27 protein-coding genes are annotated in these 25,419 nt (G+C 71.0%); 12 read left to right on the top strand and 15 right to left on the bottom strand.

Features of this window, described 5'->3' with window-relative positions; all coding sequences use genetic code 11:
- From ACODT0_RS16770 to ACODT0_RS16745, 6 genes are all read left to right on the top strand, one after another.
- A partial coding sequence (locus tag ACODT0_RS16770; RefSeq protein ID WP_489041764.1) for an NRAMP family divalent metal transporter occupies positions 1 to 806 on the top strand: 806 nt, incomplete at its 5' end.
- 276 nt (positions 807 to 1,082) lie between these two features.
- Positions 1,083 to 1,808 (top strand): hypothetical protein, encoded by a 726-nt coding sequence (locus tag ACODT0_RS16765; protein WP_489041763.1) that lies wholly within the window; start codon positions 1,083 to 1,085, stop codon positions 1,806 to 1,808.
- Positions 1,809 to 1,853: 45 nt separating this feature from the next.
- The gene (locus ACODT0_RS16760) at positions 1,854 to 2,372 is read left to right on the top strand and encodes a GTP-binding protein (RefSeq protein ID WP_082321702.1); all 519 of its coding nucleotides are present in this window, start codon (positions 1,854 to 1,856) and stop codon (positions 2,370 to 2,372) included.
- 31 nt (positions 2,373 to 2,403) lie between these two features.
- A complete protein-coding gene (locus ACODT0_RS16755) occupies positions 2,404 to 2,787 on the top strand; it encodes a roadblock/LC7 domain-containing protein (RefSeq protein ID WP_057595891.1) in 384 nt (127 codons plus the stop codon).
- A 97-nt stretch (positions 2,788 to 2,884) separates the two neighbouring features.
- Complete coding sequence (locus ACODT0_RS16750) at positions 2,885 to 3,244, top strand: hypothetical protein (protein WP_057595890.1); 360 nt, start codon at positions 2,885 to 2,887, stop codon at positions 3,242 to 3,244.
- 73 nt (positions 3,245 to 3,317) lie between these two features.
- Complete coding sequence (locus ACODT0_RS16745) at positions 3,318 to 4,190, top strand: D-alanyl-D-alanine carboxypeptidase family protein (protein WP_489041762.1); 873 nt, start codon at positions 3,318 to 3,320, stop codon at positions 4,188 to 4,190.
- 16 nt (positions 4,191 to 4,206) lie between these two features.
- Here ACODT0_RS16745 and ACODT0_RS16740 read toward each other — a convergent pair whose 3' ends face one another.
- Positions 4,207 to 5,436: an MFS transporter gene (locus ACODT0_RS16740; protein ID WP_057597784.1), complete on the bottom strand. Its 1,230-nt coding sequence runs from the start codon at positions 5,434 to 5,436 to the stop codon at positions 4,207 to 4,209.
- A 122-nt stretch (positions 5,437 to 5,558) separates the two neighbouring features.
- Between ACODT0_RS16740 and ACODT0_RS16735 the strand changes: the two genes are divergently transcribed.
- The 3 genes from ACODT0_RS16735 (at position 5,559) to ACODT0_RS16725 (ending at position 8,308) form a co-directional block, all read left to right on the top strand.
- Positions 5,559 to 6,539, top strand: coding sequence for a LysR family transcriptional regulator (locus ACODT0_RS16735; RefSeq protein ID WP_057597783.1), 981 nt, complete (start codon positions 5,559 to 5,561; stop codon positions 6,537 to 6,539).
- A 27-nt stretch (positions 6,540 to 6,566) separates the two neighbouring features.
- Complete coding sequence (locus ACODT0_RS16730; RefSeq protein WP_489041761.1) at positions 6,567 to 7,466, top strand: LysR family transcriptional regulator; 900 nt, start codon at positions 6,567 to 6,569, stop codon at positions 7,464 to 7,466.
- 68 nt (positions 7,467 to 7,534) lie between these two features.
- A complete protein-coding gene (locus ACODT0_RS16725) occupies positions 7,535 to 8,308 on the top strand; it encodes a sulfite exporter TauE/SafE family protein (protein ID WP_422096090.1) in 774 nt (257 codons plus the stop codon).
- Positions 8,309 to 8,319: 11 nt separating this feature from the next.
- Here ACODT0_RS16725 and ACODT0_RS16720 read toward each other — a convergent pair whose 3' ends face one another.
- From ACODT0_RS16720 to ACODT0_RS16685, 8 genes are read right to left on the bottom strand one after another with little or no spacing between them, the layout of a single operon-like run.
- On the bottom strand, positions 8,320 to 9,645 hold the full coding sequence (locus ACODT0_RS16720) for an MSMEG_0569 family flavin-dependent oxidoreductase (RefSeq protein WP_057598965.1): 1,326 nt from the start codon (positions 9,643 to 9,645) through the stop codon (positions 8,320 to 8,322).
- A 38-nt stretch (positions 9,646 to 9,683) separates the two neighbouring features.
- Positions 9,684 to 9,962, bottom strand: a complete 279-nt coding sequence (locus ACODT0_RS16715; protein WP_057594432.1) for an MSMEG_0570 family nitrogen starvation response protein — start codon at positions 9,960 to 9,962, stop codon at positions 9,684 to 9,686.
- Positions 9,953 to 11,170: an MSMEG_0565 family glycosyltransferase gene (locus ACODT0_RS16710; protein ID WP_489041760.1), complete on the bottom strand. Its 1,218-nt coding sequence runs from the start codon at positions 11,168 to 11,170 to the stop codon at positions 9,953 to 9,955. The genes ACODT0_RS16715 and ACODT0_RS16710 overlap by 10 nt, the downstream gene beginning before the upstream one ends.
- A complete protein-coding gene (locus ACODT0_RS16705) occupies positions 11,163 to 12,176 on the bottom strand; it encodes a sll0787 family AIR synthase-like protein (RefSeq protein WP_057594430.1) in 1,014 nt (337 codons plus the stop codon). The genes ACODT0_RS16710 and ACODT0_RS16705 overlap by 8 nt, the downstream gene beginning before the upstream one ends.
- On the bottom strand, positions 12,173 to 12,733 hold the full coding sequence (locus ACODT0_RS16700) for an MSMEG_0567/Sll0786 family nitrogen starvation N-acetyltransferase (protein ID WP_489041759.1): 561 nt from the start codon (positions 12,731 to 12,733) through the stop codon (positions 12,173 to 12,175). The genes ACODT0_RS16705 and ACODT0_RS16700 overlap by 4 nt, the downstream gene beginning before the upstream one ends.
- 1 nt (position 12,734) lies before the next feature.
- Complete coding sequence (locus ACODT0_RS16695; RefSeq protein WP_296728973.1) at positions 12,735 to 13,805, bottom strand: MSMEG_0568 family radical SAM protein; 1,071 nt, start codon at positions 13,803 to 13,805, stop codon at positions 12,735 to 12,737.
- On the bottom strand, positions 13,768 to 14,841 hold the full coding sequence (locus ACODT0_RS16690) for a Nit6803 family nitrilase (protein ID WP_489041757.1): 1,074 nt from the start codon (positions 14,839 to 14,841) through the stop codon (positions 13,768 to 13,770). The genes ACODT0_RS16695 and ACODT0_RS16690 overlap by 38 nt, the downstream gene beginning before the upstream one ends.
- 3 nt (positions 14,842 to 14,844) lie before the next feature.
- Entirely contained in the window at positions 14,845 to 15,327 is a 483-nt protein-coding gene (locus ACODT0_RS16685) for an MSMEG_0572/Sll0783 family nitrogen starvation response protein (protein WP_057594427.1), read from the bottom strand.
- Positions 15,328 to 15,708: 381 nt separating this feature from the next.
- On the opposite strand from ACODT0_RS16685, the gene ACODT0_RS16680 reads away from it, so the two are divergent.
- The 3 genes from ACODT0_RS16680 to ACODT0_RS16670 all read left to right on the top strand — a co-directional run bounded on the left by ACODT0_RS16680 (position 15,709) and on the right by ACODT0_RS16670 (position 20,062).
- The gene (locus tag ACODT0_RS16680) at positions 15,709 to 17,112 is read left to right on the top strand and encodes an aminotransferase-like domain-containing protein (RefSeq protein ID WP_057594437.1); all 1,404 of its coding nucleotides are present in this window, start codon (positions 15,709 to 15,711) and stop codon (positions 17,110 to 17,112) included.
- Between the two features lie 164 nt (positions 17,113 to 17,276).
- Positions 17,277 to 18,695 carry a surface-behavior sensor histidine kinase ShkS gene (shkS, locus tag ACODT0_RS16675; protein WP_057594426.1) on the top strand — a complete coding sequence of 473 codons (1,419 nt, stop codon included), beginning with the start codon at positions 17,277 to 17,279 and terminating at the stop codon, positions 18,693 to 18,695.
- 155 nt (positions 18,696 to 18,850) lie between these two features.
- The gene (locus tag ACODT0_RS16670) at positions 18,851 to 20,062 is read left to right on the top strand and encodes a PKD domain-containing protein (RefSeq protein WP_261210710.1); all 1,212 of its coding nucleotides are present in this window, start codon (positions 18,851 to 18,853) and stop codon (positions 20,060 to 20,062) included.
- A gap of 84 nt (positions 20,063 to 20,146) precedes the next feature.
- Here the strand turns inward: ACODT0_RS16670 and ACODT0_RS16665 are convergent, their stop codons facing one another.
- The 6 genes from ACODT0_RS16665 to ACODT0_RS16640 all read right to left on the bottom strand — a co-directional run bounded on the left by ACODT0_RS16665 (position 20,147) and on the right by ACODT0_RS16640 (position 25,388).
- Complete coding sequence (locus ACODT0_RS16665; protein ID WP_057594424.1) at positions 20,147 to 20,746, bottom strand: response regulator transcription factor; 600 nt, start codon at positions 20,744 to 20,746, stop codon at positions 20,147 to 20,149.
- A 74-nt stretch (positions 20,747 to 20,820) separates the two neighbouring features.
- A complete protein-coding gene (locus tag ACODT0_RS16660) occupies positions 20,821 to 22,158 on the bottom strand; it encodes a tryptophan--tRNA ligase (protein WP_261210711.1) in 1,338 nt (445 codons plus the stop codon).
- Positions 22,159 to 22,184: 26 nt separating this feature from the next.
- Positions 22,185 to 22,856, bottom strand: a complete 672-nt coding sequence (locus tag ACODT0_RS16655; protein WP_057594422.1) for a site-2 protease family protein — start codon at positions 22,854 to 22,856, stop codon at positions 22,185 to 22,187.
- 44 nt (positions 22,857 to 22,900) lie between these two features.
- Positions 22,901 to 23,536, bottom strand: coding sequence for an L-threonylcarbamoyladenylate synthase (locus tag ACODT0_RS16650; protein ID WP_057594421.1), 636 nt, complete (start codon positions 23,534 to 23,536; stop codon positions 22,901 to 22,903).
- Positions 23,537 to 23,551: 15 nt separating this feature from the next.
- Entirely contained in the window at positions 23,552 to 24,529 is a 978-nt protein-coding gene (locus ACODT0_RS16645) for a DMT family transporter (protein ID WP_261210712.1), read from the bottom strand.
- Between the two features lies 1 nt (position 24,530).
- A complete protein-coding gene (locus tag ACODT0_RS16640; protein WP_057594419.1) occupies positions 24,531 to 25,388 on the bottom strand; it encodes a 3',5'-nucleoside bisphosphate phosphatase in 858 nt (285 codons plus the stop codon).
- Between the last annotated feature and the right edge of the window lie 31 nt (positions 25,389 to 25,419).

Below are 25,419 nucleotides of genomic sequence, written 5' to 3'. Positions count from 1 at the left end.
CCTACGTGGGCGTGGCGCTGGTGGCGCACGTCGACTGGAAGGCCGCGCTCGCGGGTGCGCTGCTGCCGCGCCTGCACGGGGATGCCGAGAGCATCAAGATGGTGGTGGCGATCCTCGGCACCACGATCAGTCCCTACCTGTTCTTCTGGCAGGCGGCGCAGGAGGTGGAGGAGATCGAGCGCATCCCCGGGGACCACGCGCTGCGGACCCATCCCGCGCAGGCTCGCGCGCAACTGCGCCGGCTGCGGCTCGACACCTGGGTCGGCATGGGCTTCTCCAACGCGATCGCCTTCTCGATGATCGTGGCCTCGGCCGCCACCCTGCATGCCCATGGCCAGACCGACGTGAGCTCGACCGCGCAGGCGGCCGAGGCGCTGCGTCCGGTGGCCGGCACCGCGGCCTTCGCGCTGTTCGCGCTGGGGATCGTCGGCACCGGCCTGCTGGCGCTGCCGGTGCTCGGCGGTTCGGCCGCCTATGCCTGCGCCGAGTTCCTGCGCGTGCGCCGCGGGCTCGAGCAGCCGGTGGGCGCCGCGCCGGCCTTCTACGGCATCCTCGCGGCCGCCATGGTCTGCGGCATCGGCATCAGCCTGTGCGGCGTCGATCCGATGAAGGCGCTCGTGTGGGCGGCGGTGCTCAATTCGCTGATGTCGGTGCCGATCATGGTCGGCGTCATGTGGGCCGCCGGCAGCCGCCGCCTCATGGGCGAACTGGTGCTGCCGCTGCACTGGCGGGTGCTGGGCTGGGCCGCGACCGCGGTCATGGCGCTGGCGACCCTGGCCTTTCTCTGGACCAGCCTGCGGTCCTGAGCATCCGCCGCCCGCTGTCGGGCGCCTCGTTTCCGTTTCCACCGATTCCCGTAGGACTTAGTCGGGTTTTGTAATCTAGTGTGTTTAATTGCAACGAGTGTTATATTTTTGGCGAGTAACACTGGTTAACACTTAGGCATTCAATCAAAGGCGGGCCGCGAGGCTTCCCGGGGATGTTTCATCGATGGAAGCGCTTGAATTGCCATTTGGACTGCAAAAACGCCCCAATTTGGTGCGATCTTGGGCGAGTGCCGCCCAGCCACCCGCAGACCGCCCATGACCGGTTCCAGCGCCTCGACCCGCGACCGCCGGCCGCTGCTGAGCTTCAGCATCGAAGGGCTGCCGGCCCGCGACGAACTGCTTTTCAAGTCGCTGGTGCGGCTGCTCGACCACCGCACCCACCAGCACTGGGCCTGGCAGGTCGAGGGTGCCGACCTGCGCGTGGTGGGCGACCGGGCCGCGGCGCTGTCGGCCGAGGCGGCCGATTCGCCGGTGCCGTTGCTGACGGTCGGCGACACGCCGCCGCCGCGCGGCCCCTTCCTGCGGCTGCCGCTGCATGCCGATGCGCTCGAGGCCATGCTCAACCGGCTTGGCGCGATGGTGGTCCATGCACGCGACCTGGGCCTGGCGGCATCGGCCGAACGCGGCGCGCGCGGCGAGGAATACCGCCTGCTGCGCTGGCCCTCGGTCGCGCTGCTCGACTCGGCCGTGCGCATGAAGCTCGCGACCCTGCTCGCGAGCCGCCCGGCCACGCTGGCGGCGCTGCAGCAGCGCTCGAACGCCAGCGCGCAGGAATGCGCCGAGTTCATCGCCGCGCTCGAGCGCGCCGGCTTCGTGGCGGCCAGCGGCGGCGGCGCCGCGCGCGCGCCCGAGTCGATCTGGCCCGATTCGCAGGTCCACCCCGCCGCCGAGGCGACGCCCCCGGCGCGCGAGGTGCAGCCCGGCCTGCTCGCGCGCATCCGCAGCCGCCTCGGGCTGCTGTCCTCGGGATCGCGCGCCTGATGCGCCGCGATTCGCCCCCATGACCCCCACCGATTCCGACTGAGCGTGGAGCACAAGATCCTTTTCACCGGCACCATGGGCGCCGGCAAGACCACCGCCATCGCGGCCGTGAGCGAGATTGCGCCGGTGCGCACCGAGGTGCGCAACAGCGACACCTCGGTCGCCAAGGCCACCACCACCGTCGGCCTGGACTACGGCGAGCTCACGCTCGACAACGGCGAGAAGCTGCGCCTGTACGGCACGCCCGGCCAGATGCGCTTCGACTTCATGTGGCGCATCCTCGCGCGCGGCGCGCTCGGCCTCGTGATCCTGGTCGACAACAGCCGGCCCGATCCGCTGGCCGATCTCGAGGTCTACCTCGACGGCTTCGCCGAACTCATCGCGCAGACCGCCTGCGTGGTCGCGGTGGGCCGCACCGAGACCCATCCCGAACCCGGCCTCGACGCCTATGCCCAGCGCATGCAGGACAAGGGCGTGCTGTGCCCGGTGCTGCCGGCCAACGTGACCGATCCGCAGCAGGTGGTGCAGCTGCTCGAGCTGCTGCTGATCCAGCTCGAGGCCTGAGCGCCGCCCCTTTCTTCCTTTCTCTTCCGACATGAACATTCCACCCCGCCTCAAGGACGCCGCCGAGTCCGCCGTCGACACGCTCATGCGCGAGATCAAGGGCGTGAAAGCCGTCGTGATCTCGACCGAGGACGGCCTCGAGCTGGCCGCGCGCGTGGAGAACACCGCGCAGGTCGCGCGCCTGTCGGCCATCGCGAGTTCGCTGGCCGCGCTCGGCGCGGTGGCCGGCGAGGAGAGCGGCCTGGGCCGGTGCGAGAACGTCGCGATCGAGTCCGCGCTGGGCCACATCCTGATGCTGCAGGCGCGCCACGACGAGGCCGACCTGATCGTGAGCGTGGTCGCGGGCAAGGACGCGGTCATCGGCCAGGTCCTGTACTTCGCCAAGCAGGCGACGCTGGCGCTGCAGCGCGCCTGAGGCACGGGCCCTCCCTTCACTGTTACCAACCGGCCGCCGCTCATCACTCGCCCGGGTGGCGGCCGATCCTCAGGGCGATGGACTACGAAAGACAGCGATGGCAAATATCAAGCAATCCATGGACGAACTGATGACGATCGACGGCGCCCTGTGCGCGGCGCTGGTCGACTCCGGCAGCGGCATGATCCTGGGCCAGGTCGGCTCGGGCGTGGACCTCGAAGTGGCGGCCGCGGGCAATACCGAGGTGGTGCGCGCCAAGAACAAGACCATGCGCGCGCTCGGCCTGAACGACACGATCGAGGACATCCTGATCACGCTCGGCCGCCAGTACCACATCATCCGCCCGCTGCAGAAGCACGAAGGCCTGTTCGTCTACCTGGTGCTCGACAAGTCGAAGTCGAACCTCGCGCTCGCGCGCCGCAAGACGCAGGACGTGGAGCAGGCCCTCGCCGTCTGACGCGGCGCGCGTCGGCAACGGACAATGCCGGCGGCACGCACCACGCCGCCGACCCCACGCCGGACTCCGCCGATTGAAGCCCTTTCCCCCCGCCCCGCCGTACCGCATCGTCGCAGCGGACCAGCTGCCGCCGGACCTCGAGCAGGCCGCGGGGCTCGACTGGAAAGCCGCGCGGGTGCTGTCGTCCGCGCCCGCCGAGGCAGCGCGCGACCAGGCCGCGCCGGCCCTGCCGCCGGCCGCGAGCTGGGCGCTCTACGACCTCGCGGCCGACCGGCTGCTGGGCCACGAGCCCGCCGCCGGCAGCTATCCGCCGGCCGGCCTCGCCAAGCTCGCGACCGCGATGCTGGTGGAGCGCAAGCTGGTCGCCGAGCAGCGTGACCGGCGCGCCGAGCGCACGCCGATCGCGGTCGGCGCCGAGGCCATGGTGCGGCTGTCGGTGCAGCGCCTGCTCGAGGCCGTGCTGATCGCCTCGTCCGACAGCGCGGCCTTCGCGCTCGCCGCCTGGCACAGCGGCACCACCGAGGCCTTCGTCGAGGCCATGAACCGCCAGGCCGCGGCCTGGGGCCTGCGCGACACCCGCTTCGCCTGTCCCGCGGGCCAGGACGAGAGCGCGCGCAGCAACGCGGTCGACGTGCTGCGGCTGGCGGCGCGGCTGATGCGCGACCATCCGGCGCTCGCCGCCATCGCCGGCAAGACCCGGCTCGACCCCTGGGAGCAGGCGCTGCCCAACGTCAACCTGCTGCTGGGCACGGTGCGCGGCGTCGACGGCCTGGCCGCGGCCTTCTCGCCCGCGACGGGCGCGCACCAGATCGCCACCGCGGCGCACGAGGGCCGGCGCCTGCTGGCCGTGGTGCTCGGCGCGCCGGACCGCGTGGTCTGCGCCCGGCTCGCGGCGGCGCTGCTGCGCAAGGGTTTCTCGATGCCGGTGGCGGCGGCGCCGGCCTGAGCGCCGCGGCCGGCTGTCAGGCGCGGCCCGACATCGGCCACAGCCGCACGGCCAGCGCCGCGGCCGAGGAGGCGATCGCCAGCGCCGTCACCGCGGCCCAGCCCCATTGCGCGAGCGCCAGCGCACCCACCGCGGAGCCGATCGCCATGCCGATGAACATGGCCGTGAACAGCACCGCGTTGAGCCGGCTGCGCGCGCCGGGCTCGATGCCGTAGACGATGGTCTGGTGCGCGATCAGCGTGGCCTGCACGCCGAGGTCGAAGCCGATCACCGCCACCACGATCACCGCGAGCTGCGCGCCGGGCGCCATCAGCGGCGCGAGTGCCATCACCGCGAACGAGACCACCACCAGCGCGGCGCCCAGCCGCGTCACCAGTTCCGGGCCGCGGCGGTCGGCCAGCCGGCCCGCGAGCGGCGCGGCCAGCGCGCCGGCCGCGCCGGCCAGGCCGAAGGCGCCGGCCGCGGTGCTGCCGAGGTGGAAGGGCTCGCCGTGCAGCATCACGGCCAGCGTGGACCAGAAGGCGCTGAAGCCGATCGAGATCAGCCCCTGCGCCCAGGCCGCGCGGCGCAGCGCGCCATGGCGTTGCCACAGCGTGGCCAGCGAGCGCAGCAGCGCGCCATAGGCCAGGTGCGTGGTGGCCTTGAAGCGCGGCAGCCCGCGCCAGGCGGCGGCGCCGATCAGCGCGATGCTGGCGGCGGCGGCCACGAACATCGTGCGCCAGCCGAAGTGCTCGGCCACGAAGCCGCTGACCACGCGCGACAGCAGGATGCCGAACAGCAGCCCGGTCATCACCGTGCCCACGGTCTTGCCGCGGCTGGCCTCGGGCGCCAGGGTGGCGGCGGCGGGCACGATGTCCTGCGCCATGGTGGCGGCCAGCCCGATCGCCAGGCTCGCGGCCAGCAGCATGCCGATCGAGGGCGAGGCGCCCGCGAGCAGCAGCGCCACGCACAGCACGGCCGCCTTGGCGAGGATGATGCGGCGCCGGTCGTAGCGGTCGCCCAGCGGCGCCAGGAACAGGATGCCCAGCGCATAGCCGAGCTGGGTCAGCGTGGGCACGAAGCCGACCGTGCGCGTCGGCGCGCCGATGTCGGCCGCGAGCACGCCCAGCATCGGCTGGCTGTAATAGAGGGCGGCCACCGCGAAGCCGGCGCCGCTGGCGAGCAGCAGCACCAGCGAGGCGGGCAGGGCCGGGGCGGCCGGCGCCAGCGGCTTGGTGCCCGCATGCGCTGCTTGAATGGAAGACATGGTATTTACCCTTGGATTCGGCGGAAAGTGCGCGGAGTTTGCAGGGCGGAGCGCTCGAACGGTAGCCCTCGGCAGCGAACAACGCCTATACGTTTGACGCATACAAGGCGCAGAATCCCGCGATGGCATCGAATTCCGCTCCCGAAACGCCCGCCGTTCTCCCGGCCGCCGCCCCGGCCGACCGTGTCGAGCTCATGCAGACCTTCGTCCGCATCGTCGAGGCCGGCAGCCTGTCGGCCGCCGCGGCCCAGCTCGGCATGAGCCAGCCCACCGTGAGCCGGCGCCTGCAGGCGCTCGAGCGCTCGCTCGGGCTGCGCCTGCTGCGGCGCTCCACCCACGGCATGAAGCTCACCGAGGACGGCGAACGCTGCTTCGCGCGCGCGAAGGAACTGCTGGCCGACTGGGCCGCGTTCGAGGACGAGCTGCGCGGCGCCGGCCGCGCGGCCGAGGGCACGCTGCGCGTGATCGCGCCGCATGCGCTCGGGCAGGACCTGCTGATGCATCCGCTGTACCGCTACCTGCGCGAGAACCCGCGCGTGGACGTCGAATGGCTGCTGCACGACCGGCGTCCCGACTTCATCACCGAGAACATCGACTGCGCGATCCAGGTCGGCGAGATCGACGACCCCTCGGTGGTGGCGCTCAAGCTCTCGGAGATCCCGCGCATCGTGGCCGCCGCGCCGGCGCTGATGGAAGGCCGGCCGCCGATCGCGCATGCCTCCGAGCTCGCGGCGCTGCCCTGGCTGGCGCTGCGCACCTTCTACCGCACCGAGCTGCGGCTCTCGCACGTGACGACCGGCGAGGAATGCCGGGTGCCGATCCGCCCGCGCCTGAGCACCGACGGCCTCTACGCGCTGCGCAACGCGGCCGTGCTGGGGCTCGGCGCCTGCATGGGCTCGGCCTGGCTGCTCAACGACGACATCGCGCGCGGCCGGCTGCTGCGGCTGGTGCCGCAATGGCAGGCGCCGCCGCTGCCGGTGTACCTCGTTTATCCGCAGACGCGCTTCCAGTCGGCCAAGCTGCGGCACTTCATCGAGGCGGTGCGCGCCGCGCTGCCGCGCGCGATCGACGTGGCCGATTCGCTCGCGGGCGTGGTGGCCTGAGGCACGGCGACGCCAGCGGAGGACTTCATGCTCACCCACAAGCAGTTGCGCTACTTCGTCGACATCGTCGATGCCGGCAGCTTCAGCCTCGCGGCGGAACGGCTCTACATCGCGCAGTCGGCGCTGAGCCGGCAGGTCAAGGAGATGGAAACGCAGCTGCAGGTGCCGCTGCTCGAGCGCGGCACGCGCCAGCTCGAGATGACGCCGGCCGGCCGTTCGCTGTATGCCGACGCGCGCCAGATCCTGCACGCGCTCGATGCCGCCGCGCTGGGCGCGCGCCAGGCGCAGCGCGGCATCGAGGGCACGGTGCAGCTGCTGCATTCGAGCTCGGTGCCGCTGTCGCCGGTGCTGCTCGGCGCGCTGCGCTCGCATGCGCTGCGCTGTCCGGGCGTGGCGATCGAGGTCGCGCAGGCCTCGTCCGAGCACCAGGCGCTCGACATCGCCGAGGGCCGCGCCGACATCGGCCTCGCGCGCGCGCCGGTGCTGCGCCGCCATCCGGGCGTGGGCCATGCGCCGCTGTTCGACGAGCCGCTGGTGGTGCTGCTGCCCGCCGCGCATGCGCTGGCCGGGCGCGCGCGGCTGCGGCTCGCCGAGCTGCGCGACCAGCCCTTCGTCGCGCTGCCGCACCGCGAGCGCGGCGGGCTCAGCCATGCGGTGGCCGAACTGTGCCGCGCCGAGGGCTTCGAGCCCGTGGGCGCGCAGGTGCGCTCGCGCAAGTGGTCGCAGCTCGCGCTGGTGCAGGCCGGCTTCGGCCTCGCGATCGTGCCGGCCTCGATGGCCGCGCTGGCGCCCGCGGGCGTGCGCGCGCTGCCGCTCGACGGCGAGGGCTGCCGCAGCGGCGTGCTGGTGCTGTGGCGCGAGGGCGGGCCGCGGCATGCGCTCGCGCTGCGCGAGTCTCTGCAGGCCGCGTTCGCGCCAGCGATCTGATTTCGAGATCGCCGCACGCCGCATTCGGCATTGGCGCGGCGCGGCGCCAGCGCCTAGATTCGCGTCCCATGACCTTGTCGTCGTCCCTGCAGCACCTGCTGCCCTTCACGCCGCTGCAACTGCTGGCCATCTGCGCCGGCATCGTCGCGGCCTACGTGATCTTCGGCATCGCCGGCTTCGGCACCGCGCTGGTCGCCGGGCCGGTGCTTGCGCAGTTCGTGCCGGTGGCCACGGTCGTGCCGCTGCTGGCGCTGCTCGACTTCGTCGCGGCCGTGGTCAACGTGAGCCGCGATGCCGGCGCGGCCGACCGCGCCGAGCTGCGCCGGCTGGTGCCGCTGATGGCGTTCGGCAGTCTCGTGGGCGCCGCGCTGCTGCTGCTCGGGCGGCCGCAGGCGATGCTGCTGGCGCTGGGCATCTTCGCGGTCGCCTATGCGCTGTATGCGCTCAGCGGCTGGCGGCCGGTCGCGCGGCTCTCGGCGCGCGCGGCCGTGCCCTTCGGCTTCGTCGGCGGCATCTTCTCGGCCATGTTCGGCAGCGGCGGCTTCATCTATGCGATCTATCTCGCGGGCCGCATCGACGAAAAGGAACGCGTGCGCGTCACCCAGTCCACGCTGATCGGCCTCAGCACGCTCACGCGCGCGCTGCTGTTCCTGGCAGCGGGCGTGTATGCCGAGGTCTCAATCCTCGCGCTGGCCGTGCTGCTGCTGCCCGCGATGCTGCTGGGCACCGCGCTGGGCCGGCGCATCACGCTGCGGCTGTCGCGCGAGCAGTTCCTGCGCGTGGTCGCGCTCGCGGTGCTGTGCTCGGGCGCGTTCCTGATCGTGCGCTACGCGATGGGCTGAAGCCCGTGCGCTCAGGCCGCCTGCAGCCGGGGCGGCGCGACCTCGGGTTCCGCGCGCAGTTCGGCGCGCCGCGCGGCGATCGCCTCGGCAAGGAACTCCGCGTCGCGCGCCACGCCCGAGAAACGTCCCGAGCCCCAGGTGTGCAGCCACGGCAGCCCGAGGAAGTACAGCCCCGGCTCGCGCGTGACGCCGCGCTGGTGCACCGGGTGGCCGCGGCCGTTGAACACCGGTGCGTCGACCCAGGCGAAGTCGGGCGAGAAGCCGATGCACCACAGCACGCTGGTGATGCCCGCGGCCGCGAGATCGAGCCGGGTGCGTTCCTCGGCCGGTTCCCACACGGGCGCGTAGACCGAGGGCGGCGGCGCCTCGATGCCGTTGGCGGCGATGAACTTGTCGATCGAGGCGTTGATACCGTTGTAGATGCGGTCGGCATGGTCGAGGTGCTCGCGCAGGTTGGGCTGGAACTGCAGCACGCCCTGGTCCAGGTCGGTCAGCAGGCCGAACAGTTCCATGCCCTCGCGCGCGAAGCGCCGCAGGTCGATGTCGCGCCCGCCGTCGCGGCCGGTCACGTAGTGGTTGGTGTTGTCGCGCACGCCCTCGCGCAGCGGGTGGGCCGTGACCGGCATGTCGTAGTACTGCATGTCGGCCAGCCAGTCGACCACCTCGCGGCCGCGGTAGAAGCGCGCGCAGCGCGGTGCGTCGCCCGTGGCCAGGTAGACCTTGCGGCCGGCCAGGTGCAGGTCCTCGGCGATCTGCGCGCCCGACTGGCCGCAGCCCACCACCAGCACCGCGCCCTCGGGCAGTTGCGCGGGGTTGCGGTACTGCGCCGAGTGGTACTGCGCCACCGAGGCCGGCAGCTTCTCGGCCAGCCGCGGCACGATCGGCTTGTGGTAGCCGCCCGAGGCCACCACCACCTGGTCGGCGGTGTAGAGGCCGGCGTCGGTCTGCACCTCGTAGCGGCCGCGCTCGCCGCTTTGCGGCACGTGCACCACGCGCTGCACCGTCACGCCCTCGAGCGCGGGCGGCTTCACCTGCGCCACGAAGCCCGCGAGCCAGTCGTTGATCTGGTCCTTGACCATGAAGCCGTGCGGATCGTCGCCCTGGTAGGGCCAGCCCGGCAGCTGGCATTGCCAGTTGGGCGTGACCAGGCAGAACGAATCCCAGCGCTGCGTGCGCCAGCTGTGGACCAGGCTGCGCTTCTCGATCACGAGGTGGTCGATGCCGCGCTGCTGCAGGCAGTGGCTCAGCGACAGGCCGGCCTGGCCGCCGCCGACGATCGCCACGCTGTAGTGGCTGCGGCCGCCGTAGGGATGCTCGGGATGGGTGGGGTGGGACATGGGGTCTCTCTTTCTCGATGGGGGGCGCAAGGGGGAGGTCAGTCGAAGGCCAGGACGGTGACTTCGGCGGCGGGCTCGAAGCGCGCGGCGATGCGCTCGATCTCGGCGAGCTGGTCCATCGCCTGCGAACAGGCGAAGCCGTACTTCGCGCGCACGCGTTCGGAGGCGATGCCGAGCGCCTCGCGCGTGCGCCGCAGGAAATCGTCGAGCGCATAGCGTTCGCCGGGCGCGAGGAAGTCGCGCACCACCAGCGAGGGCGAGTAGCAGCGCGATTCGCTGGCATCGGGCCAGCGCACCTGGAAATGCATCACGGGCATGGGGCGGTCCTCGTTTCGATGGCGTGGGGGTGGGGCAGGCCTTCGCGGTACAGGGCGAGGTGCCGCTGCGCGCTCTCGGCCCAGCTGAAGTGCCGCGCGAGCCGGGCCGCCGATCGCGCGATGCGCGCGTCGTCGCGGCGCGCGAGCGCCTCGGCCAAGGCCTGCGCGATCGAGCCCGCATCGAGCGGGTCGGCCCAGCTCACGTCCTCGGGCGCGAGGTAGTCGGTGAAGGGCGCGATGCGCGAGGCCACCACGGGCCGCCCGCTCGCCAGGCCTTCCAGCACCACCAGGCCGAAGCCTTCGCGCAGCGAGGGCATCGCGACCACATCGGCCAGGCGATAGAGCGCGGGCATGTCCTCGTCGGCCAGCGGCCCGGTGAGCCGCACGGCGCGGTCCGGGCCTTCGGCCAGCCCGAGGCGCGCGAGCGCGCCGGCGAAGGCCTGCATGGCGGCGCTGTGGTCGAGCAGGCTCGCGCCGCCCGCGATCACCAATTGCGCATCGGCCTGGCCCGGGCGCTGCCGTAGCAGCGCGAAGGCCTCGAGCAGGCGCAGCGTGTTCTTGCGCTCCTCGACGCCGCCGACGGCCAGCACCGTCGCGTCGGTACGGATGCCGAGTCGCCGCGCGAGCGCCGCGTCGCCGGCCTGCATGCGCGGCGAGAAGCGCGCGGTGTCGATGCCGTTCGCCACCTCCTGCGCCGCGATCCCGTGGTGCTGAGCGAGATGCTCGCACCACAGCCGGCTCACGCAGAACACCTGCCGCGCGCGGACGAAGGCCTGCTGCTGCCAGTGCGCGAGTTGCGCATCGGCGAAGTCGTCGAGGTGATGGACCGTGCGCACGAAGCCCTCGATGCGGCCCATGTCCTGCAGCCGCGCCAGCGCGTTGCCGCCGATCGAATCGTGGGTGTGGAGCACGTCGAAGCGCTCGTGCTCGAGCAGCGCGCCCAGGTGGTCGACGAAGGCCGCGATGCGCGTGCGCACCATCGCCACCGTGTCGGCCGGCGTGCCGTGCACCGGCACGAGCTCGGCGCGGCAGGGCGGTTCGCGGAAGAAGCGCTGGCCCGGCGCGGCCGGCGCGAACACGGTGACGGCATGGCCGGCCTCGTGCAGCGCACGCGCGAGTTCCAGCGTGTGGACCACGCCGCCGCGCGGGTTGACCGAATGCGTCAGCAGCCCGATGCGCAGCGGGCGCTCGAAGTGGTCTTCAGCCATGGCGGGCCTCCTCGCGCAGGCCGGACGGCGCCGGCGGCTGGATGAAGGCATCGCGGCCGAAGTCCCACAGCAGGGCCTCCTCGCCATCGGCGCGCAGGCGCACGGTGCGGCTCTCGTCCACGGTGCCGATCACGCCGCAGGCGATGTCGCGTGCCGCGAAGCGTGCGAGCACGCGCGCGAGCTGCGCCGGTGCCACGCTGAGCACGAAGCCGTAGCTCGGGAACGACGACAGCCAGCGCAACAGCGGCACGCCCTCGGGCTTCGGCAGCGCATCGAGCTCGATCGAGGCGCCCACGCCCGAGCATTCGAGCAGCATCATCGCGGTGCCGACCGCGCCGGCCATGCTGATGTCCTTGCCGGCGCGGCACAGGCCGGCCTCGGCCAGCGCGGGCAGCAGCTCGAGGTCGGCGCGCAGCCGCGCGGCCGGCGCGCGCGTCGAGGCGTTCCAGTAGGGGAAGGGCTCCTCGTAGGCGCCGCGCAGGTCGGCCGCCATCACCAGCAGGTCGCCGGGCCGCGCATCGAAGCTCGTGATCAGCCGGCGCGCATGGCCGAGGATCGCGACCGCGAGTTGCGGCCGCTCGCTGCGGTTGTTGCTGTGGCCGCCGACGATCGGCACGCCATAGCGCGCCGCGGCCTCGGCCATGCCGCCGAGCACCTGGTCGGCCGGGTTCATGCCGCTGCTCCAGAGCGCGTCGACCACCGCGGTCGGGCGCCCGCCCATCGCGTAGATGTCGCTCACGTTGACCATCACGCCGCAGTAGCCCGCGAACCAGGGCATGCGCACGATGAAGTCCTCGACCAGCCCCTCGATCGCGAACAGCAGGTAGCCGCCGCGGCCGTCGGGAATGGCGGCGCAGTCGTCGCCCACGGGCACGGCCTGCGCGAGCGCCGCGTGGCCGCCGGGCAGCGAGCGGCCCAGCGCGGCCACCACCTCGCTGATGTCGCGCTTGTGGGCGAAGCCGCGCGTGGCGCGCAGCGCTTCGGCGATCTCGGCGGCGCGGCTCATCGCGGCACCTTCGCGCGCGTGACGAAGCCGCTGACCGGGTCGTGGCAGGGCGGATAGAAGCCGAGGTCGGCACGCATGCGCGCATGCGGGCGGCCCTGCACCTCGCATTCGCCGAGCGTGGTCCAGCCGAGCTTGCGGAAAAGCGGCTCGTTCTGCAGCTGCACCTGCGCGAGGAACAGCGTGCAGCCCAGCGCATGGGCGCGCGACACCGCGAGCCGGATCAGCGTGGCGCCCAGGTGGCCCTGGCTGCGGAAGGCCGGGTGCACCGCGAGCCGCGAGCCCCACCATTCGCCCGCGGCCGCGCCGCGATGGATGCGCACCGTGCCCACCACCTGCTCGGGCATGCCGGCGTTGCACGACATCGCGACCAGCAGCAGCGCATGGTCGTCGATCGCGTCGCGGTCGTCGCGCGCGAAGATGCCCTGCTCGATGCAGAACACCGCGCGGCGCAGCGCCATCGCCTCGTCGCGCTCCCATTGCTGGGCGGCCTCGCGCACGAGGTATTCGACCGGCGCGTAGGCCAGCGGCAGCTCGCTCCAGGCTTCGGCGGTCTTCATCTCAGGCCTCGTAGACGGACAGAGAAGAACACGCGCCGCACTTGCCGCAGCCGGCCTTGATGTCGGCCGAGCGCAGCCCGGCGGCCGCGACGCGCCGGCCCAGCGGCTCGAGCAGCGACTTCATGAACTCGGGCGTGGGCGCGGGATGGTCCTCGAGCGGCGTGCCGCTGATCGGCACGAAGGGCACGACGAAGGGGTAGACGCCGCGCGCGAGCAGCTCGTCGCAGACCGAGAGGATGGCCTCGCGCGAATCGCCGAGGCCCGCGAGGATGTAGGTGCTGACCTGGCCGCGGCCGAACACCGCCACCGCGGCCTCGAAGGCGCTCATGTAGCGCGACACCGGCACGCTGGCCTTGCCCGGCATGATGCGTTCGCGCACTTCGGGCGTGACCACCTCCAGGTGCATGCCCAGCGTGTCGATGCCCGCGGCCTTCATGCGCTGGAACCAGCGGTCGTCGTCGGGCGGCTCGCACTGGCCCTGGATCGGGATGTCGACCGCGGCCTTGATCGCGAAGGCGCTCTCGCAGAGCACCGCCGCGCCGCGGTCGGTGGCGTTGGGCGTGCCGGTGGTCAGCACCATGTGCTTCACGCCGTCGAGCAGCACGGCCGCGCGCGCCACCTCGGCGAGCTGCTGCGGCGTCTTGTGCGCGATGGTGCGGCCGGCCGCGAGCGACTGGCCGATCGCGCAGAACTTGCAGCTCTTGCGCCGGCTCTCGTAGCGGATGCAGGTCTGCAGCACGGTGGTGGCGAGCACGTCGCTGCCGTGCAAGGTGGCGATGTGCGAATAGGGCACGCCATCGAAGGTCTGCATCGCATAGAAGCGCGGCTGGCGCGGAAAGGCGATGTTCGCGATCGGGATGCTGCCGCGCATCACGCGGCTCACGCCCTGCGCGTTCGGCGCCTCGGCCGTGAACGGCGAATGCCAGGCGCTCGCGGTGTGCACCGGCACCATGATCGTGTGGCCGTCGACCAGCACGGCCTTGTGGTCCGAGGGGCCGGCGCCGCCGCGGCGGCTGGCGGCACCCGCGCCGGGATCAACCAGCCGCAACCCGAAGGACTGGAGCTCCGTCATCAGCTGGCGGCTGTCCACCGGCGCGGGATTCGGTGCGGGATTCGGTGCGAGGGCGGCGGTCGTCGTCATGGTCGGGGCTCCGTGGGTGGGAAGAAAGGGTGTGCATCGGCACGGTGGTGGCCGCGGGCCGGTCGTCGATGGCGAGCGAGAGCAGCTCGGGGCGCGCGTAGTGGCCCACCGAATCCATCATTCGCTTGCGCTTGGCGATCAGCGCCATGTCGAGGTCGGCGATCACCATGCCCTCGCCCTCGGTGAGCGGCGGCGCGAGATGCCGCCCCTCGGGCGAGACGATGGCCGTGTGGCAGCCGCCGCGCAGCGCCTTCTGCAGGTTGGGGTCGGGCGTGACGCTGCGGATCTGCTCGTCGCTGAGCCAGCCGGTGGCGTTGACCACGAAGCAGCCCGACTCGAGCGCGTGGTGGCGGATCGTCACCTCCATCTGCTCGGCGAAGATCGGGCCCACCAGCGAGCCCGGGAACTGCGCGCAGTGGATCTCCTCGTGCTGCGCCATCAGGCTGTAGCGCGCCAGCGGGTTGTAGTGCTCCCAGCAGGCCAGCGCGCCGACGCGGCCGATGGCGGTGTCGACCACCTTGAGCCCGGCGCCGTCGCCCTGGCCCCAGATCATGCGCTCGTGGTAGGTCGGCGTGATCTTGCGGCGCTTGAGTGCGAGCGTGCCGTTGGCGTCGAACACCAGTTGCGTGTTGTAGAGGCTGCCGTGGTCGCGCTCGTTCACGCCGAGCACCACCACCACGCCGCGGGCGCGCGCCCGCTCGGCCACGGCCTGCGTGACCGGGCCGGGCACCACCACCGCGCGCTCGGCCAGCAGCAGGTGCGGCGCGCCCTGCAGCACCGGCGGCAGCACGAAGCTGAAGTAGGGGTAGTAGGGCACGAAGGTCTCGGGGAAGACCGCGAGCTGCGCGCCCTTCGAAGCGGCTTCGTCGATCGCGCTGCACACCCGATCGAGCGTGCCGTCGGGACGGTCGAAGTCCGGCGCGATCTGGATCGCCGCGGCACGGACGATGCGGGGTGCGGTGGCCATCGCTTACAGCGTCCAGGTGTCGAGGATGAAGGCGTTCTGCTTGCGGTGCAGCAGGATCAGGTCGAGCACGTCGAGCGGGTTGATCGGCTTGATGCCCTCGATCAGCGCGCCTTCGCCATGGCCGTAGAGCGCCTGCAGCGCGAAGCGGCAGGCGTAGACCTTGCCGCCCTCGGCGATGAAGGTGGCGATCTGCTTGTTGAAGTTCTGGTGGCCCGGGAAGGCCTCGTCGCCCAGGGTCGGGAAGCCGCGCTGCACGCCCAGCGTGACGCCGGGGCCGTAGAGCAGGATCGAGGTCTCGAAGCCCTTGCGCTTGAGGCGGGTGGCCTGCAGCAGGTTGACGAAGCCGATCGAGCCTTCGAAGGCCACGGTGTGGAAGGTCACGAGCGCCTTCTCGCCGGGCTCGGCCTTCACGTCTTCGAACACCTTCTCTTCGTAGTCGACGAGGAACTCGCCTTTTTCGTTGCGGGGACGGGTCACGGTGGGCATGGGGTACTCCGGTGAAAGGGATGAAGGAGAGGAACGCAGCAGCGTCTGCGCGCCTTCTTCTTCGCATGCCATGTGCCAGGGCGCGGGGCCCGCGATGCAATCAAGTTGCGATCAAGGCGCAGCGGTGCCGCATGCGGGCGCGAAAAAATTTCCGCGCGGGTGTCGCGGACGCGTCGCGCGGCCTTCGCGGCGGGCCGGGCCGCACCGTGGCGAAGCGTTCGGCGTGCGATCAATGCACCCGATCAATGGGGCTGATCGCACCCGTTCGAGGCATCGCCGGCCCTGGGAACCCCCAGGGGACGGGCACGTTTCCTGCGGGTTGATCGGTCCCCCGATGCAATCAATGGATGCAATCAAGTGGCCGCCACCGACACCGCCCCGATCGCCCCCGTCACGCTGCACTGGCGCAAGCAGCTGCGCGCCAGCGCCAAGCCGGCCTACCTGCTGCTGGCCGACCTGATCGCCGACGACATCCGCACCGGCCGGCTCGGCGCGCGCGACCGGCTGCCCACGCTGCGCGAGCTGGCGGCGGACCTGCAGCTCAACTACACGACCGTGGCGCGCGGCTACGCCGAGGCGCGCAAGCGCGGGCTGATCGACTCGCGCGCGGGCACCGGCACCTTCATCCGCACCGGCAGCCCGAGCCTGCGGCTGCGCGGCGGCAGCGGCGCCGAGATGACGATGAACATGCCGCCCGAGCCGCGCGACGAGCACCTGGTGGCGCGCATGCACGAGGGCGCCGCGCAGGCCTTCGCGCAGGCCGACCTCTACGACCTGCTGCGCTACCAGGACTTCGGCGGCACGGTGCACGACCGCGAGGCCGCGATGCAGTGGCTGCGCCCGCACGTGCCCGAGGCCGGCGTCGACCGCATCCTCGTGTGCCCCGGCATCCACGGCGTGCTGACCGCGCTGATCTCGCAGCTCGCGCGGCCCGGCGAGCTGGTGTGCGTGGAATCGCTGACCTATCCGGGCATCAAGGCCATCGCGGCCCAGCTCGGCGTGCAGCTGCATGCGCTGCAGCTCGACGACGACGGCCCGATCGCCGATGCCTTCGAGCACGCCTGCAAGACCCTGAAGCCCAAGGCGCTGTACTGCAACCCGACCCTGCTCAACCCCACCACCGGCACCGTGAGCCGCGCGCGGCGCGAGGCGCTGGCCGACGTGGCGCTGCGCTACGCCGTGCCGATCATCGAGGACGATGCCTACGGCATGCTGCCGCGCCAGATGCCGCCTACGCTCGCCACGCTGGCGCCCGCGCTGACCTACTACGTCACCGGCTTCTCCAAGTGCTTCGGCGCGGGGCTGCGCAGCGCCTATGTCTGCGCGCCGACCGCGCGCCAGTCGCAGCGGCTCGCGGGTGCCCTGCGCGCCACCACGGTGATGGCCTCGCCGGTCACCAATGCGCTGACCACGATGTGGGTCGAGGACGGCACGGCCGACGCCATGCTGCAGGCGGTGCGCGCCGAATCGGCCGCGCGCCAGCTGCTGGCCGCGCGCCACCTCGGCGGCCACGGGCTGCAGGCCCATCCCGAGGGCTTCCATGCCTGGCTGCCGCTCACGCCGGGCTGGAGCCCGGTCGAGTTCGCCTCCTTCCTGCGCACGCGCAACGTGGGCGTGGTCGCGAGCGCGGCCTTCTCGACCGACGGCGATCCGCCCGACGCGGTGCGCATCTGCCTCGGCGGGCCGATGTCGCGCGAGGAGTGCGACGACGCGCTGCGGCTGATCGCGGACACGCTGACGCATCCGCTGCATCCGCACGCGACGGTGCAGGAAAGAGCCTTCTAGCCACATCGGATCGTGGCGGCGGACGCGGAGCTTGTTACGGCGTGAAACACCGGACTACAGCCCGGTAAGATCGCCGGACTGGCCGGAACGCCGTTCCGGCCGCCGACTCCACCCGCACCCTCATCCATGGTTTTGGCCCGCTACCGAAGAAAAGGCGCTGCCTGATGGCGACCGCCGCCTCGATCACCAGCCTCACGCCCGTGCCGGCCTCCGCCGACGAGGCCGAGGCCTGGGTGCGCGGCGAGCTGATCCGCAGCCTGATGCGCTCGGCGCGCGGCTCCTACCTCGTGTCGGGCACCTTGATGGTCGGCATGGCGGCGCTCAACTGGTCGGCGCTGCCGCGCTGGGAGGTGCTGACCTGGCTCACCGCCGGCCTGATCTCGATGGCCTGCCGGGCCTGGGCCGCGCGCGTGTACGCGGTGCGCTACGTCGGGCGCAGCGCGCTGGCGCAGCAGCAGTACGCCGACCGCTATGCCTTCGTCTGGACCGCCAGCGCCTTCGTCTGGGGCCTGTCGGTGCTGCTGTTCTTCGAGCGCGTGCCGCAGGTCAACCAGTTCATCAGCTGGCTGGTGATCGCGGGCGTCGCGACCTCGCCGCTCAACGGGCTGGCGCTGCACCCGCCGCTGCTCAAGCGCTTCGTCAACACGCTGTTCGCCACCGTGCTCGGCTCGGTGCTGGTGCGGCTGGTGGTCATCAACCTCGAGCATCCGCAGTTCCAGTACGGCTTCCTGCTGCCGATCCTGCCCACGCTGCACTGGTACCTGCTGCTGCGCGCCGGCCACCACATCCACGAGACCGCGCGCAACAGCCTGGAGCTGCTGTTCCACAACCACATCCTGATCAAGTCGCTGACCCAGCAGCGGCAGGCGGCGGTGGCGGCCGTGGCGATGAAGAACCGCTTCCTCGCGAGCGCCGCGCACGACATGCGCCAGCCGGTGCTGGCGCTGTCGCTGTACGCCGACTGGCTGCGCAACGAGCCCGAGCTGGTGCTCGAGCTGGCACCGAAGATCGTGCGCGCCACCCATGCGGTCAATGCGCTGTTCGACTCCATGTTCGACCTCGCGCGCATCGACTCGGGCCAGGTGCGGCTGCACATCGAGCGCGTGGACATCGCCGAGCTGCTGCAGGACCTCGAGCTGCAGTACCGCCCCGTGGCCGAGAGCAAGGGGCTCGATTTCCGCGTCCACGTGACCGAGGGCAGCTTCCTCACCGACCCGATCCGCGTGCGCCGCATGATCGGCAACCTGCTGGCCAATGCGATCAAGTACACGCCCGAGGGCGGCGTGCTGCTGGCCTCGCGCCGCACGCGGGAGGGCATGCGCGTCGAGGTCTGGGACACCGGCATCGGCATCGCGCCCGAGCACCTGCGCGACGTGTTCCTCGAGTTCTACAAGGTGGCCGACCATGCCGGCACCTCCGATGGCTTCGGCCTCGGCCTGGCGATCGTCGCGCGCCTGTCGCACGTGCTGGGCCACCCGGTCAGCGTGCGCTCGCGCCTGGGCAGCGGCAGCGTGTTCCGCGTGGCGCTGCACGATGCGGACGAGGCGGTGGCGCAGGCGCGGGTGAGCGCGGCGGTGGGCTAGGAGCCTCCGCAGCATCAGGCCGACCTAGGGATTTGGCGCAGGGCCGAGGTGCCCGCTGCTGTTATCTTCCCCGCCATCTCGAAACGGAACCGCAGAGCCGCATCCAGCAGGCCGTTTCCGTTCTTTCAAGACAGGGCACGGGAGGGCCCGCAGAGATGATCCACAAGTTCAGATACGCCGTGGGAGCGGCCATGGTCGCGATGCTGTGCGCATGCGGTGGCGGAGGAGGCGGCGGTTCCGCCGGCTTCGCGTTCCTGCCGCCGGTTGCTCCGCCCGCGACGGGCGGGCCTTCCGGTCCGTCCGGGCCCTCGGAACCCGAAACCCCCACGCCCACCGACAGCGCGCCGCCGGTCGCCGCGGCCGCGAAGGCTTCGGCGGGCACGCTGGGGCTGGTCGCCACGCTCGACGGCAGTGGCAGCAAGGCGGCGCAGGGGCGCTCGCTCAGCTATGCCTGGGTGCTGCAGTCCAAGCCGCCGGGCAGCCAGGCGGTGCTGGCCGATGCGAATGGCGCGAAGCCGTCGCTGCTGCTCGACGAGCAAGGCGACTATGTGCTGCGGCTGGTCGTGAACGATGGCGTGAAGGACAGCGAGCCGGCGTACATCACCGTCACGCCCATGCTACCCGCCGCTACAGGTCCTTTGTTCAAGTTCGCGCTGGTCGAAACCGTCGCCGCGGTCGATCCGGGCCGATCGGGCTCGTACTCGGACTGCCAGGCCTGGCGCGCTGGAGACCATGTACGCGACTTCTGGCCGGTCGGCGTCAACGCGAGAGATTGCAACGGGGTAGGGACCCTTCCATCCGATTTCGAGGTGCGGTCGCGCGGGCTCGGCAGCCTGTTCGGGCTCGAACCCGAGCGTTTGCCCGTCTTCATTTCCACGGTCCTGGGAACGCCCAGGCTGGGCGTGTTTCCAGCGGATGCGCCGGCGACGCCGGTCAGCACGAGCTATGAAATTTCGCCGGACATCGTTGCGCTGGCACGCACGCCATTCGGCAAGAGCACGGGCGCGTCGCTCTACTTCTCGCTCAACGGCAATCGGATGGTCTATCTGCCCGACGATCCGCGGGTTCCGCCGGTGCGTCCGAAGGCGCGCTATCGGATCGTGGGTGCGGTGCTGCCCGAGAACGCGCCCGAGGGCTGGGAGGCTGCCGTGGAGATCACGGTCCGGTTGCGCGTGAATGCCAGCGATCTCCTCACGCCGGTCGCGAGCTTCGACGTCTACTCGAAGCGCTTCAGTGCGAATTTCTCGGAGGACGTGATGCTCGATCTCAACGCGGCTGTCTATCCACAGGCAGCCGGGGCGACGCAAGCGAGCTATCTGCTCGAGGTGACGCAGCAGGTGGCCTATCAGCGCAAGGCGCTGCCTTGAGGTCCGTACTGACCCCGCCCCGCGCCTGAAACGAAAAAGCCGCGCCCAGGGGCGCGGCTCATTCACTGCACTGCCGCAAGGGCCTCAGCCCGACAGCAACCCGTTCGTGCGCGCGTAATGCAGCGCCTGCGTGCGGCTCTTCACGCCGAGGCGGCGGAACAGGCGCCACAGGTGCACCTTCACCGTGTGCTCGCTGATCTCGAGGTCGGTGGCGATGTCGCGGTTGCTCATGCCCTTGTCGAGCATCGCGATCAGCTGGGTCTGGCGCTTCGAGAGCTTGCTGTTGCTGGCCAGCGGCGGCTCGTCGGTTTCTTCCGAGCCGGCCATCAGCAGGCCGCGCAGGGCCGCCGCCAGCTCGGCCGAGCTGGCCGACTTCTCGATGTAGGTGTCGGCACCGGCCTCGATGCAGGCGTCTTCCATGTCGGCCGAGGGCGCCGCCGAATAGACGGCGATCGGCACGTTGGGATAGACCTGCTTGACGGCGATCACGCCCGAAACGCCGTTGGTGTCGGGCAACTTCAGGTCGAGACAGAAGAGCGTGGGCGCTCCGCGCTGCGCGACGGAACTCGCGAGCTTGTCGAGCCGTTCGAGCTCGACGATGTTCTCGGCCGGACGAAGGCGCCGCAGGACCATCACGATCGCGTCGCGCATCAGGGGGTGGTCGTCGATGACATATATGCTCATGTTTTCTTCCTTTGTGATCGCACCGTCTTCTCTCTTCTCGTCCACCGGCGGATGGGCCGGTGGCGGTTGCCGGATCAGCCGCCCTTGGTGGTGGCGGTGGCCTCCGACAGTGCCTCCAGCGCCTCGCTCGCGGCGCGCAATCCTTCATCCGTGGCGATCGGCTCGAGCCGATCCGCATAAGTCGCCAAGGCCGCGCCGCGCTGCTCCTGCAGCGCCGCGATGGTACGGCCGGCCTCCTGCGGCGAGGCGAATGCTCGGCTCTGCAGCAGGGTTTCGCCGCTCGCGTCGAGCAGCTTGAAATAGAACATCCCGTCGCGTTCGCGGTATTGCTTGAAGCCGGCCTTGCCGGCCCCCTTGCCGCCCTTGCGCGCCTTGGCGCCGTCGCCCGCGTCGGCCAGGTTGCGCAGGCCGACGGCATGGCGCAGCCGCGTCATGAACGGGCGTGACAGCGCGCGCGCCTTGTCGGCACCGGCCAGCAGCGTGCGCTCGATCTGCGCCGGGTCGGCCATCAGCGCCTCGTAGCGCTCGCGCAGCGGCGCCACCTCGCGGTCGATGCGCTCGAACAGCACCTGCTTGGCGTCGCCCCAGGCGATGCCCTCGGCGTAGGACTTGCGCAGCGCCTCGGTTTCCTCGGCGCTCGCGAAGGCCTGGTAGATCTGGAACAGCGCCGAGCCCTCGGTCTCCTTGGGCTCGCCGGGCGCACGCGAGTCGGTCACGATGCTGGCGATCTGCTTTTGCAACTGGGCGCGCGGCGTGAACAACGGGATCGTGTTGTTGTAGCTCTTGCTCATCTTGCGGCCGTCGAGGCCGGGCAGGGTGGCGACGGCCTCGTCGATCTCGGCGTCCGGCAGCGTGAAGTGGTCGCCGTAGAGATGGTTGAAGCGCTGCGCCATGTCGCGCGCCATCTCGATGTGCTGCACCTGGTCGCGGCCCACGGGCACCTTGTGGGCGTTGAACATCAGGATGTCCGCACCCATCAGCACCGGGTACATGAACAGGCCCGCCGTGACGTCGGCATCGACGTCCTCGCCCTTGGCCGTGTTCTTGTCGACCTGGGCCTTGTAGGCATGGGCGCGGTTGAGCACGCCCTTGCCGGTGACGCAGGTCAGGAACCAGGTGAGCTCGGGGATCTCGGGGATGTCGGACTGGCGGTAGAAGGTGACGCGTTCGGGATCGAGCCCGCAGGCCAGCCAGCTGGCGGCGATCTCCAGGGTGGAGCGCTGGATCTTCGCGGGCTCCTGCACCTTGATGAGGGCGTGGTAGTCGGCCAGGAAGAAGTAGCTCTCGACGCCGGGTGCGACGCTCTGGCGCACCGAATGGCGGATCGAGCCGACGTAGTTGCCGAGATGGGGCGTGCCGGAGGGCGTGATGCCGGTGAGGACGCGCAGCGGGGAGGGGGAGGACGAAGCCATGGTCGGAACTGGAAACTAACGCAACATCAACGCAACAGGGCCTGCAGCGGCCCGATCAGCAGATCGAGCACCTCGTAGCCCACGCTCATCAGCGGCATCAGCCAGAACCTGCTGACGATGCCCGCGAGCACCAGGCCCATCACGATGAAGAAACCGTAGGGCTCGATGCGAGCGAGGAAATTCTGCGCCGGCCCGTTGGGCAGCAGCCCGGCCAGCACGCGGCCGCCGTCGAGCGGAGGCAGCGGGAAGAGGTTGAAGGCCCACATCACGAGGTTGACCAGCACGCCGCCCTGCGCCATCTTGACGAAGAAGGGCTCCTGCACGCCCACGCCGACGAGCACCGCCCAGACCACGGCCCAGAGGATCGCCTGGATGAAGTTCGAGGCCGGACCGGCCAGGGCCACCCAGACCATGTCGCGCTTGGGATGGCGCAGCCGGCCGAAATTGACCGGCACCGGCTTGGCATAGCCGAACAGGAAGGCGCCCGAGGTCGCGAAGTAGAGCATCAGCGGCATCAGGATGGTCCCGATGGGGTCGATGTGCTTCATCGGGTTGAGCGTGACGCGGCCCATGACCGCCGCCGTGTTGTCGCCGAGGTAGCGCGCCACGTAGCCGTGCGCGGCTTCGTGCACGGTGATCGCGAAGATCACGGGCAGCGCATAGATCAGGACCGTCTGTATCAGATTGGAGATATCCACTGCGAGATTGTGTCAGACGGAACAAGGGGAAAACGAAGGCTGCATCACAGCCCCAGCACGGAGAGCGCCCCGCGCCCCTGGCGCACCACCACCGGATCGTCGCCGCTGCCCATGGGCGTGAGGTCGACCACGGTGGTCGGCTGGGAGGGGCAGGCGCCGGCGTCGATCACGCCCGCGATCTGCTTCTCGAAGCGCTCGCGGATGACCTCGGCGTCGTTGAGCGCCTCGGTCTCGCCGGGCGCGATCAGCGTGGTGGCCAAAAGCGGCGCGCCATGCAGCGCCAGCAGCTCGAGCAGCACCTTGTGGTCGGGCACGCGCAGGCCGATGGTCTTGCGCTGCGGATGGCTCACGCGCCGCGGCACTTCCTTGGTGGCTTCGAGCAGGAAGGTATAGGGGCCGGGCGTGGCGGCCTTCAGCAGGCGGTACTGCTTGTTGTCCACGCGCGCGTAGTTCGCGAGCTCGCTGAGGTCGCGGCAGATCAGGGTCAGGTGGTGCTTGTCGTCGACCTGGCGGATGCGGCGCAGCTGGTCGACCGCGTCCTTGTCGTCGAGGTGGCAGGCCAGCGCGTAGCTGGAGTCGGTGGGCACGGCGACGATCTCGCCGCGCTGCAGCAGCGCCACGGCCTGCTTGAGCAGGCGCTGCTGGGGGTTCTCGGGGTGGACTTCGAAGTACTGGGCCATGAAAAACGCTCCTGATCAGGATTCCGCCGGTTCGATCGGCACGCGGCGCTCGCGCACGGTGAGCCAGGCACCGGCCGCGCCGCAGACCGCGATCATCGCCATGCCGACCAGCGACACGACATCGGGCACGTGGGAGAACATCAGCCAGCCGCCGAGCATCGCGAACGCGATCTGCGCATAGAGGTAGGGCGTGAGGGTGGAGGCTGGCGCGCGCTGGTAGGCGAGGATCAGCATGAAGTGTCCCACCGTGCCCATCAGGCCCATGAGGCACAGCAGCGCCCACCAGTGCCACGAGGGCAGCGCGGTCCAGGCGAAGGGCACGGCCAGCGAGGCCAGCAGCGTGCCGACCCAGCCGGTGTAGAAGTGCATGGTCAGCGGGTTCTCGGTCTGCGCGAGCTTGCTCGTGAGCACCTGGAACCAGGCGTTGGTCATCACCAGGCCGATCGGCAGCAGGATGGCCCAGCTGAAGGCGCCGCCGCCGGGCCGCAGGATGACCAGCGTGCCCGCGAAGCCGCCCGCCACCAGCGTCCAGCGCAGCGGCGAGACCTGCTCCTTGAGCGTGGTGGCCGCCAGCAGCGTGATCACCAGCGGCGCGATCAGCACGATCGAGGTGAACTCGGCCAGCGGCATGTAGCGCAGGCTCATGAAGGCGAACAGGCTCGAGCCCAGCAGCAGCGCCCCGCGCAGCGCCTGGTAGCGCGGATGGGCGGTGCGCAGCAGCGCGGTGCCGCGCAGCGGCAGCAGCACGGCGGTGGTGGCCACGGCCTGGAAGGCATAGCGGAACCACACGCCCATCAGGATCGGCACGCTCGCGGTCGAGATCTTGGTGGCGGTGTCGAGCGTGGCGAAGCAGGCCACGGCCAGCACGACGAGGCCGATGCCGGCCAGGATGCGTTCGGACTCGCGGCTGGAGGCGGCCTGGGCCGCGGCGCGGGCCAGGGCCAGCGCTTGGGTTGCGGCGCTCTCGGTCGCGGTCCCGGGCTGTTGGCTCACGCTAGGTCTGGATTCGGTGGCCGAGCAGTTCCCATACCGGCGTGAGCGAAGCATGCAGCGGCGGCAGCTTGCCGAGGTCGCAGTGGCTTTCGTCGGGGCTGTGGAAATCGCTGCCGCGCGAGGCGGCGAAACCGAACTCGAGCGCCTTGTCGGCGTACTCGACGTATTCGGCCGGGGTGTGGCTGCCGGTGACGACCTCGATGGCCTGTCCGCCGTGCGCCTTGAACTCGAGAAACAGCGCGTACTCCTCGTTGGCGCTGAACTTGTAGCGGCCCGGGTGCGCGATCACGGCCAGGCCCTTGGCCGAGGTGATCCAGTGCACTGCATCCTTGAGCGTGGCCCAGCGGTGCGGCACGTAGCCGGGCTTGCCCTCGGTGAGGTATTTGCGGAACACCTCGGGCGTGTCGCGGCAGTGGCCCTGCTCGACCAGGAAGCGCGCGAAGTGGGTGCGCGAGATCAGCTCGGGGTTGCCGACGAACTTGAGCGCGCCTTCGTAGGCGCCCTGGATGCCGACCTTGGCCAGCCCCTCGGACATTTCCTGCGCGCGCTTGCCGCGGCCGCCGCGGGTGTCGTACAGGCCCTGGGTCATGGCGGCGTCGTCGGGGTCGAAGCCCAGGCCGACGATGTGCACGGTCTCGCCCGCGAAGGTGACCGAGATCTCGGTGCCGGTGAGGTAGCGCATGCCGTTCTCGCGCGCGGCGGCGGCGGCGCGGTGCTGGCCACCGATCTCGTCGTGGTCGGTCAGCGCCCACAGGTCGACGCCATTGCTGGCGGCGCGCACGGCGAGTTCTTCGGGCGTCAGTGTGCCGTCGGACACCACGGAGTGGCAGTGCAGGTCGGCATTGAGAATGGAGGACACCGGTCGATTCTAGGCGCTCCGGCCTGTCGAC

The sequence above is a fragment of the Variovorax sp. FG153 genome (assembly GCF_057809595.1).
Note: the sequence above shows the minus strand (reverse complement) of the source record. Positions and strands in the feature narration are given on the sequence as shown.

Excerpts from the sequence above, each read along its gene's own strand:
- ACODT0_RS16765 (WP_489041763.1), top strand. The coding sequence starts at position 1,083 with ATGACCGGTTCCAGCGCCTCGACCCGCGACCGCCGGCCGCTGCTGAGC.
- ACODT0_RS16755 (WP_057595891.1), top strand. The coding sequence starts at position 2,404 with ATGAACATTCCACCCCGCCTCAAGGACGCCGCCGAGTCCGCCGTCGAC.
- ACODT0_RS16750 (WP_057595890.1), top strand. The coding sequence starts at position 2,885 with ATGGCAAATATCAAGCAATCCATGGACGAACTGATGACGATCGACGGC.
- ACODT0_RS16740 (WP_057597784.1), bottom strand. The coding sequence starts at position 5,436 with ATGTCTTCCATTCAAGCAGCGCATGCGGGCACCAAGCCGCTGGCGCCG.
- ACODT0_RS16735 (WP_057597783.1), top strand. The coding sequence starts at position 5,559 with ATGGCATCGAATTCCGCTCCCGAAACGCCCGCCGTTCTCCCGGCCGCC.
- ACODT0_RS16730 (WP_489041761.1), top strand. The coding sequence starts at position 6,567 with ATGCTCACCCACAAGCAGTTGCGCTACTTCGTCGACATCGTCGATGCC.
- ACODT0_RS16725 (WP_422096090.1), top strand. The coding sequence starts at position 7,535 with ATGACCTTGTCGTCGTCCCTGCAGCACCTGCTGCCCTTCACGCCGCTG.
- ACODT0_RS16720 (WP_057598965.1), bottom strand. The coding sequence starts at position 9,645 with ATGTCCCACCCCACCCATCCCGAGCATCCCTACGGCGGCCGCAGCCAC.
- ACODT0_RS16715 (WP_057594432.1), bottom strand. The coding sequence starts at position 9,962 with ATGCCCGTGATGCATTTCCAGGTGCGCTGGCCCGATGCCAGCGAATCG.
- ACODT0_RS16710 (WP_489041760.1), bottom strand. The coding sequence starts at position 11,170 with ATGGCTGAAGACCACTTCGAGCGCCCGCTGCGCATCGGGCTGCTGACG.
- ACODT0_RS16705 (WP_057594430.1), bottom strand. The coding sequence starts at position 12,176 with ATGAGCCGCGCCGCCGAGATCGCCGAAGCGCTGCGCGCCACGCGCGGC.
- ACODT0_RS16700 (WP_489041759.1), bottom strand. The coding sequence starts at position 12,733 with ATGAAGACCGCCGAAGCCTGGAGCGAGCTGCCGCTGGCCTACGCGCCG.
- ACODT0_RS16695 (WP_296728973.1), bottom strand. The coding sequence starts at position 13,805 with ATGACGGAGCTCCAGTCCTTCGGGTTGCGGCTGGTTGATCCCGGCGCG.
- ACODT0_RS16690 (WP_489041757.1), bottom strand. The coding sequence starts at position 14,841 with ATGGCCACCGCACCCCGCATCGTCCGTGCCGCGGCGATCCAGATCGCG.
- ACODT0_RS16685 (WP_057594427.1), bottom strand. The coding sequence starts at position 15,327 with ATGCCCACCGTGACCCGTCCCCGCAACGAAAAAGGCGAGTTCCTCGTC.
- shkS (WP_057594426.1), top strand. The coding sequence starts at position 17,277 with ATGGCGACCGCCGCCTCGATCACCAGCCTCACGCCCGTGCCGGCCTCC.
- ACODT0_RS16670 (WP_261210710.1), top strand. The coding sequence starts at position 18,851 with ATGATCCACAAGTTCAGATACGCCGTGGGAGCGGCCATGGTCGCGATG.
- ACODT0_RS16665 (WP_057594424.1), bottom strand. The coding sequence starts at position 20,746 with ATGAGCATATATGTCATCGACGACCACCCCCTGATGCGCGACGCGATC.
- ACODT0_RS16660 (WP_261210711.1), bottom strand. The coding sequence starts at position 22,158 with ATGGCTTCGTCCTCCCCCTCCCCGCTGCGCGTCCTCACCGGCATCACG.
- ACODT0_RS16650 (WP_057594421.1), bottom strand. The coding sequence starts at position 23,536 with ATGGCCCAGTACTTCGAAGTCCACCCCGAGAACCCCCAGCAGCGCCTG.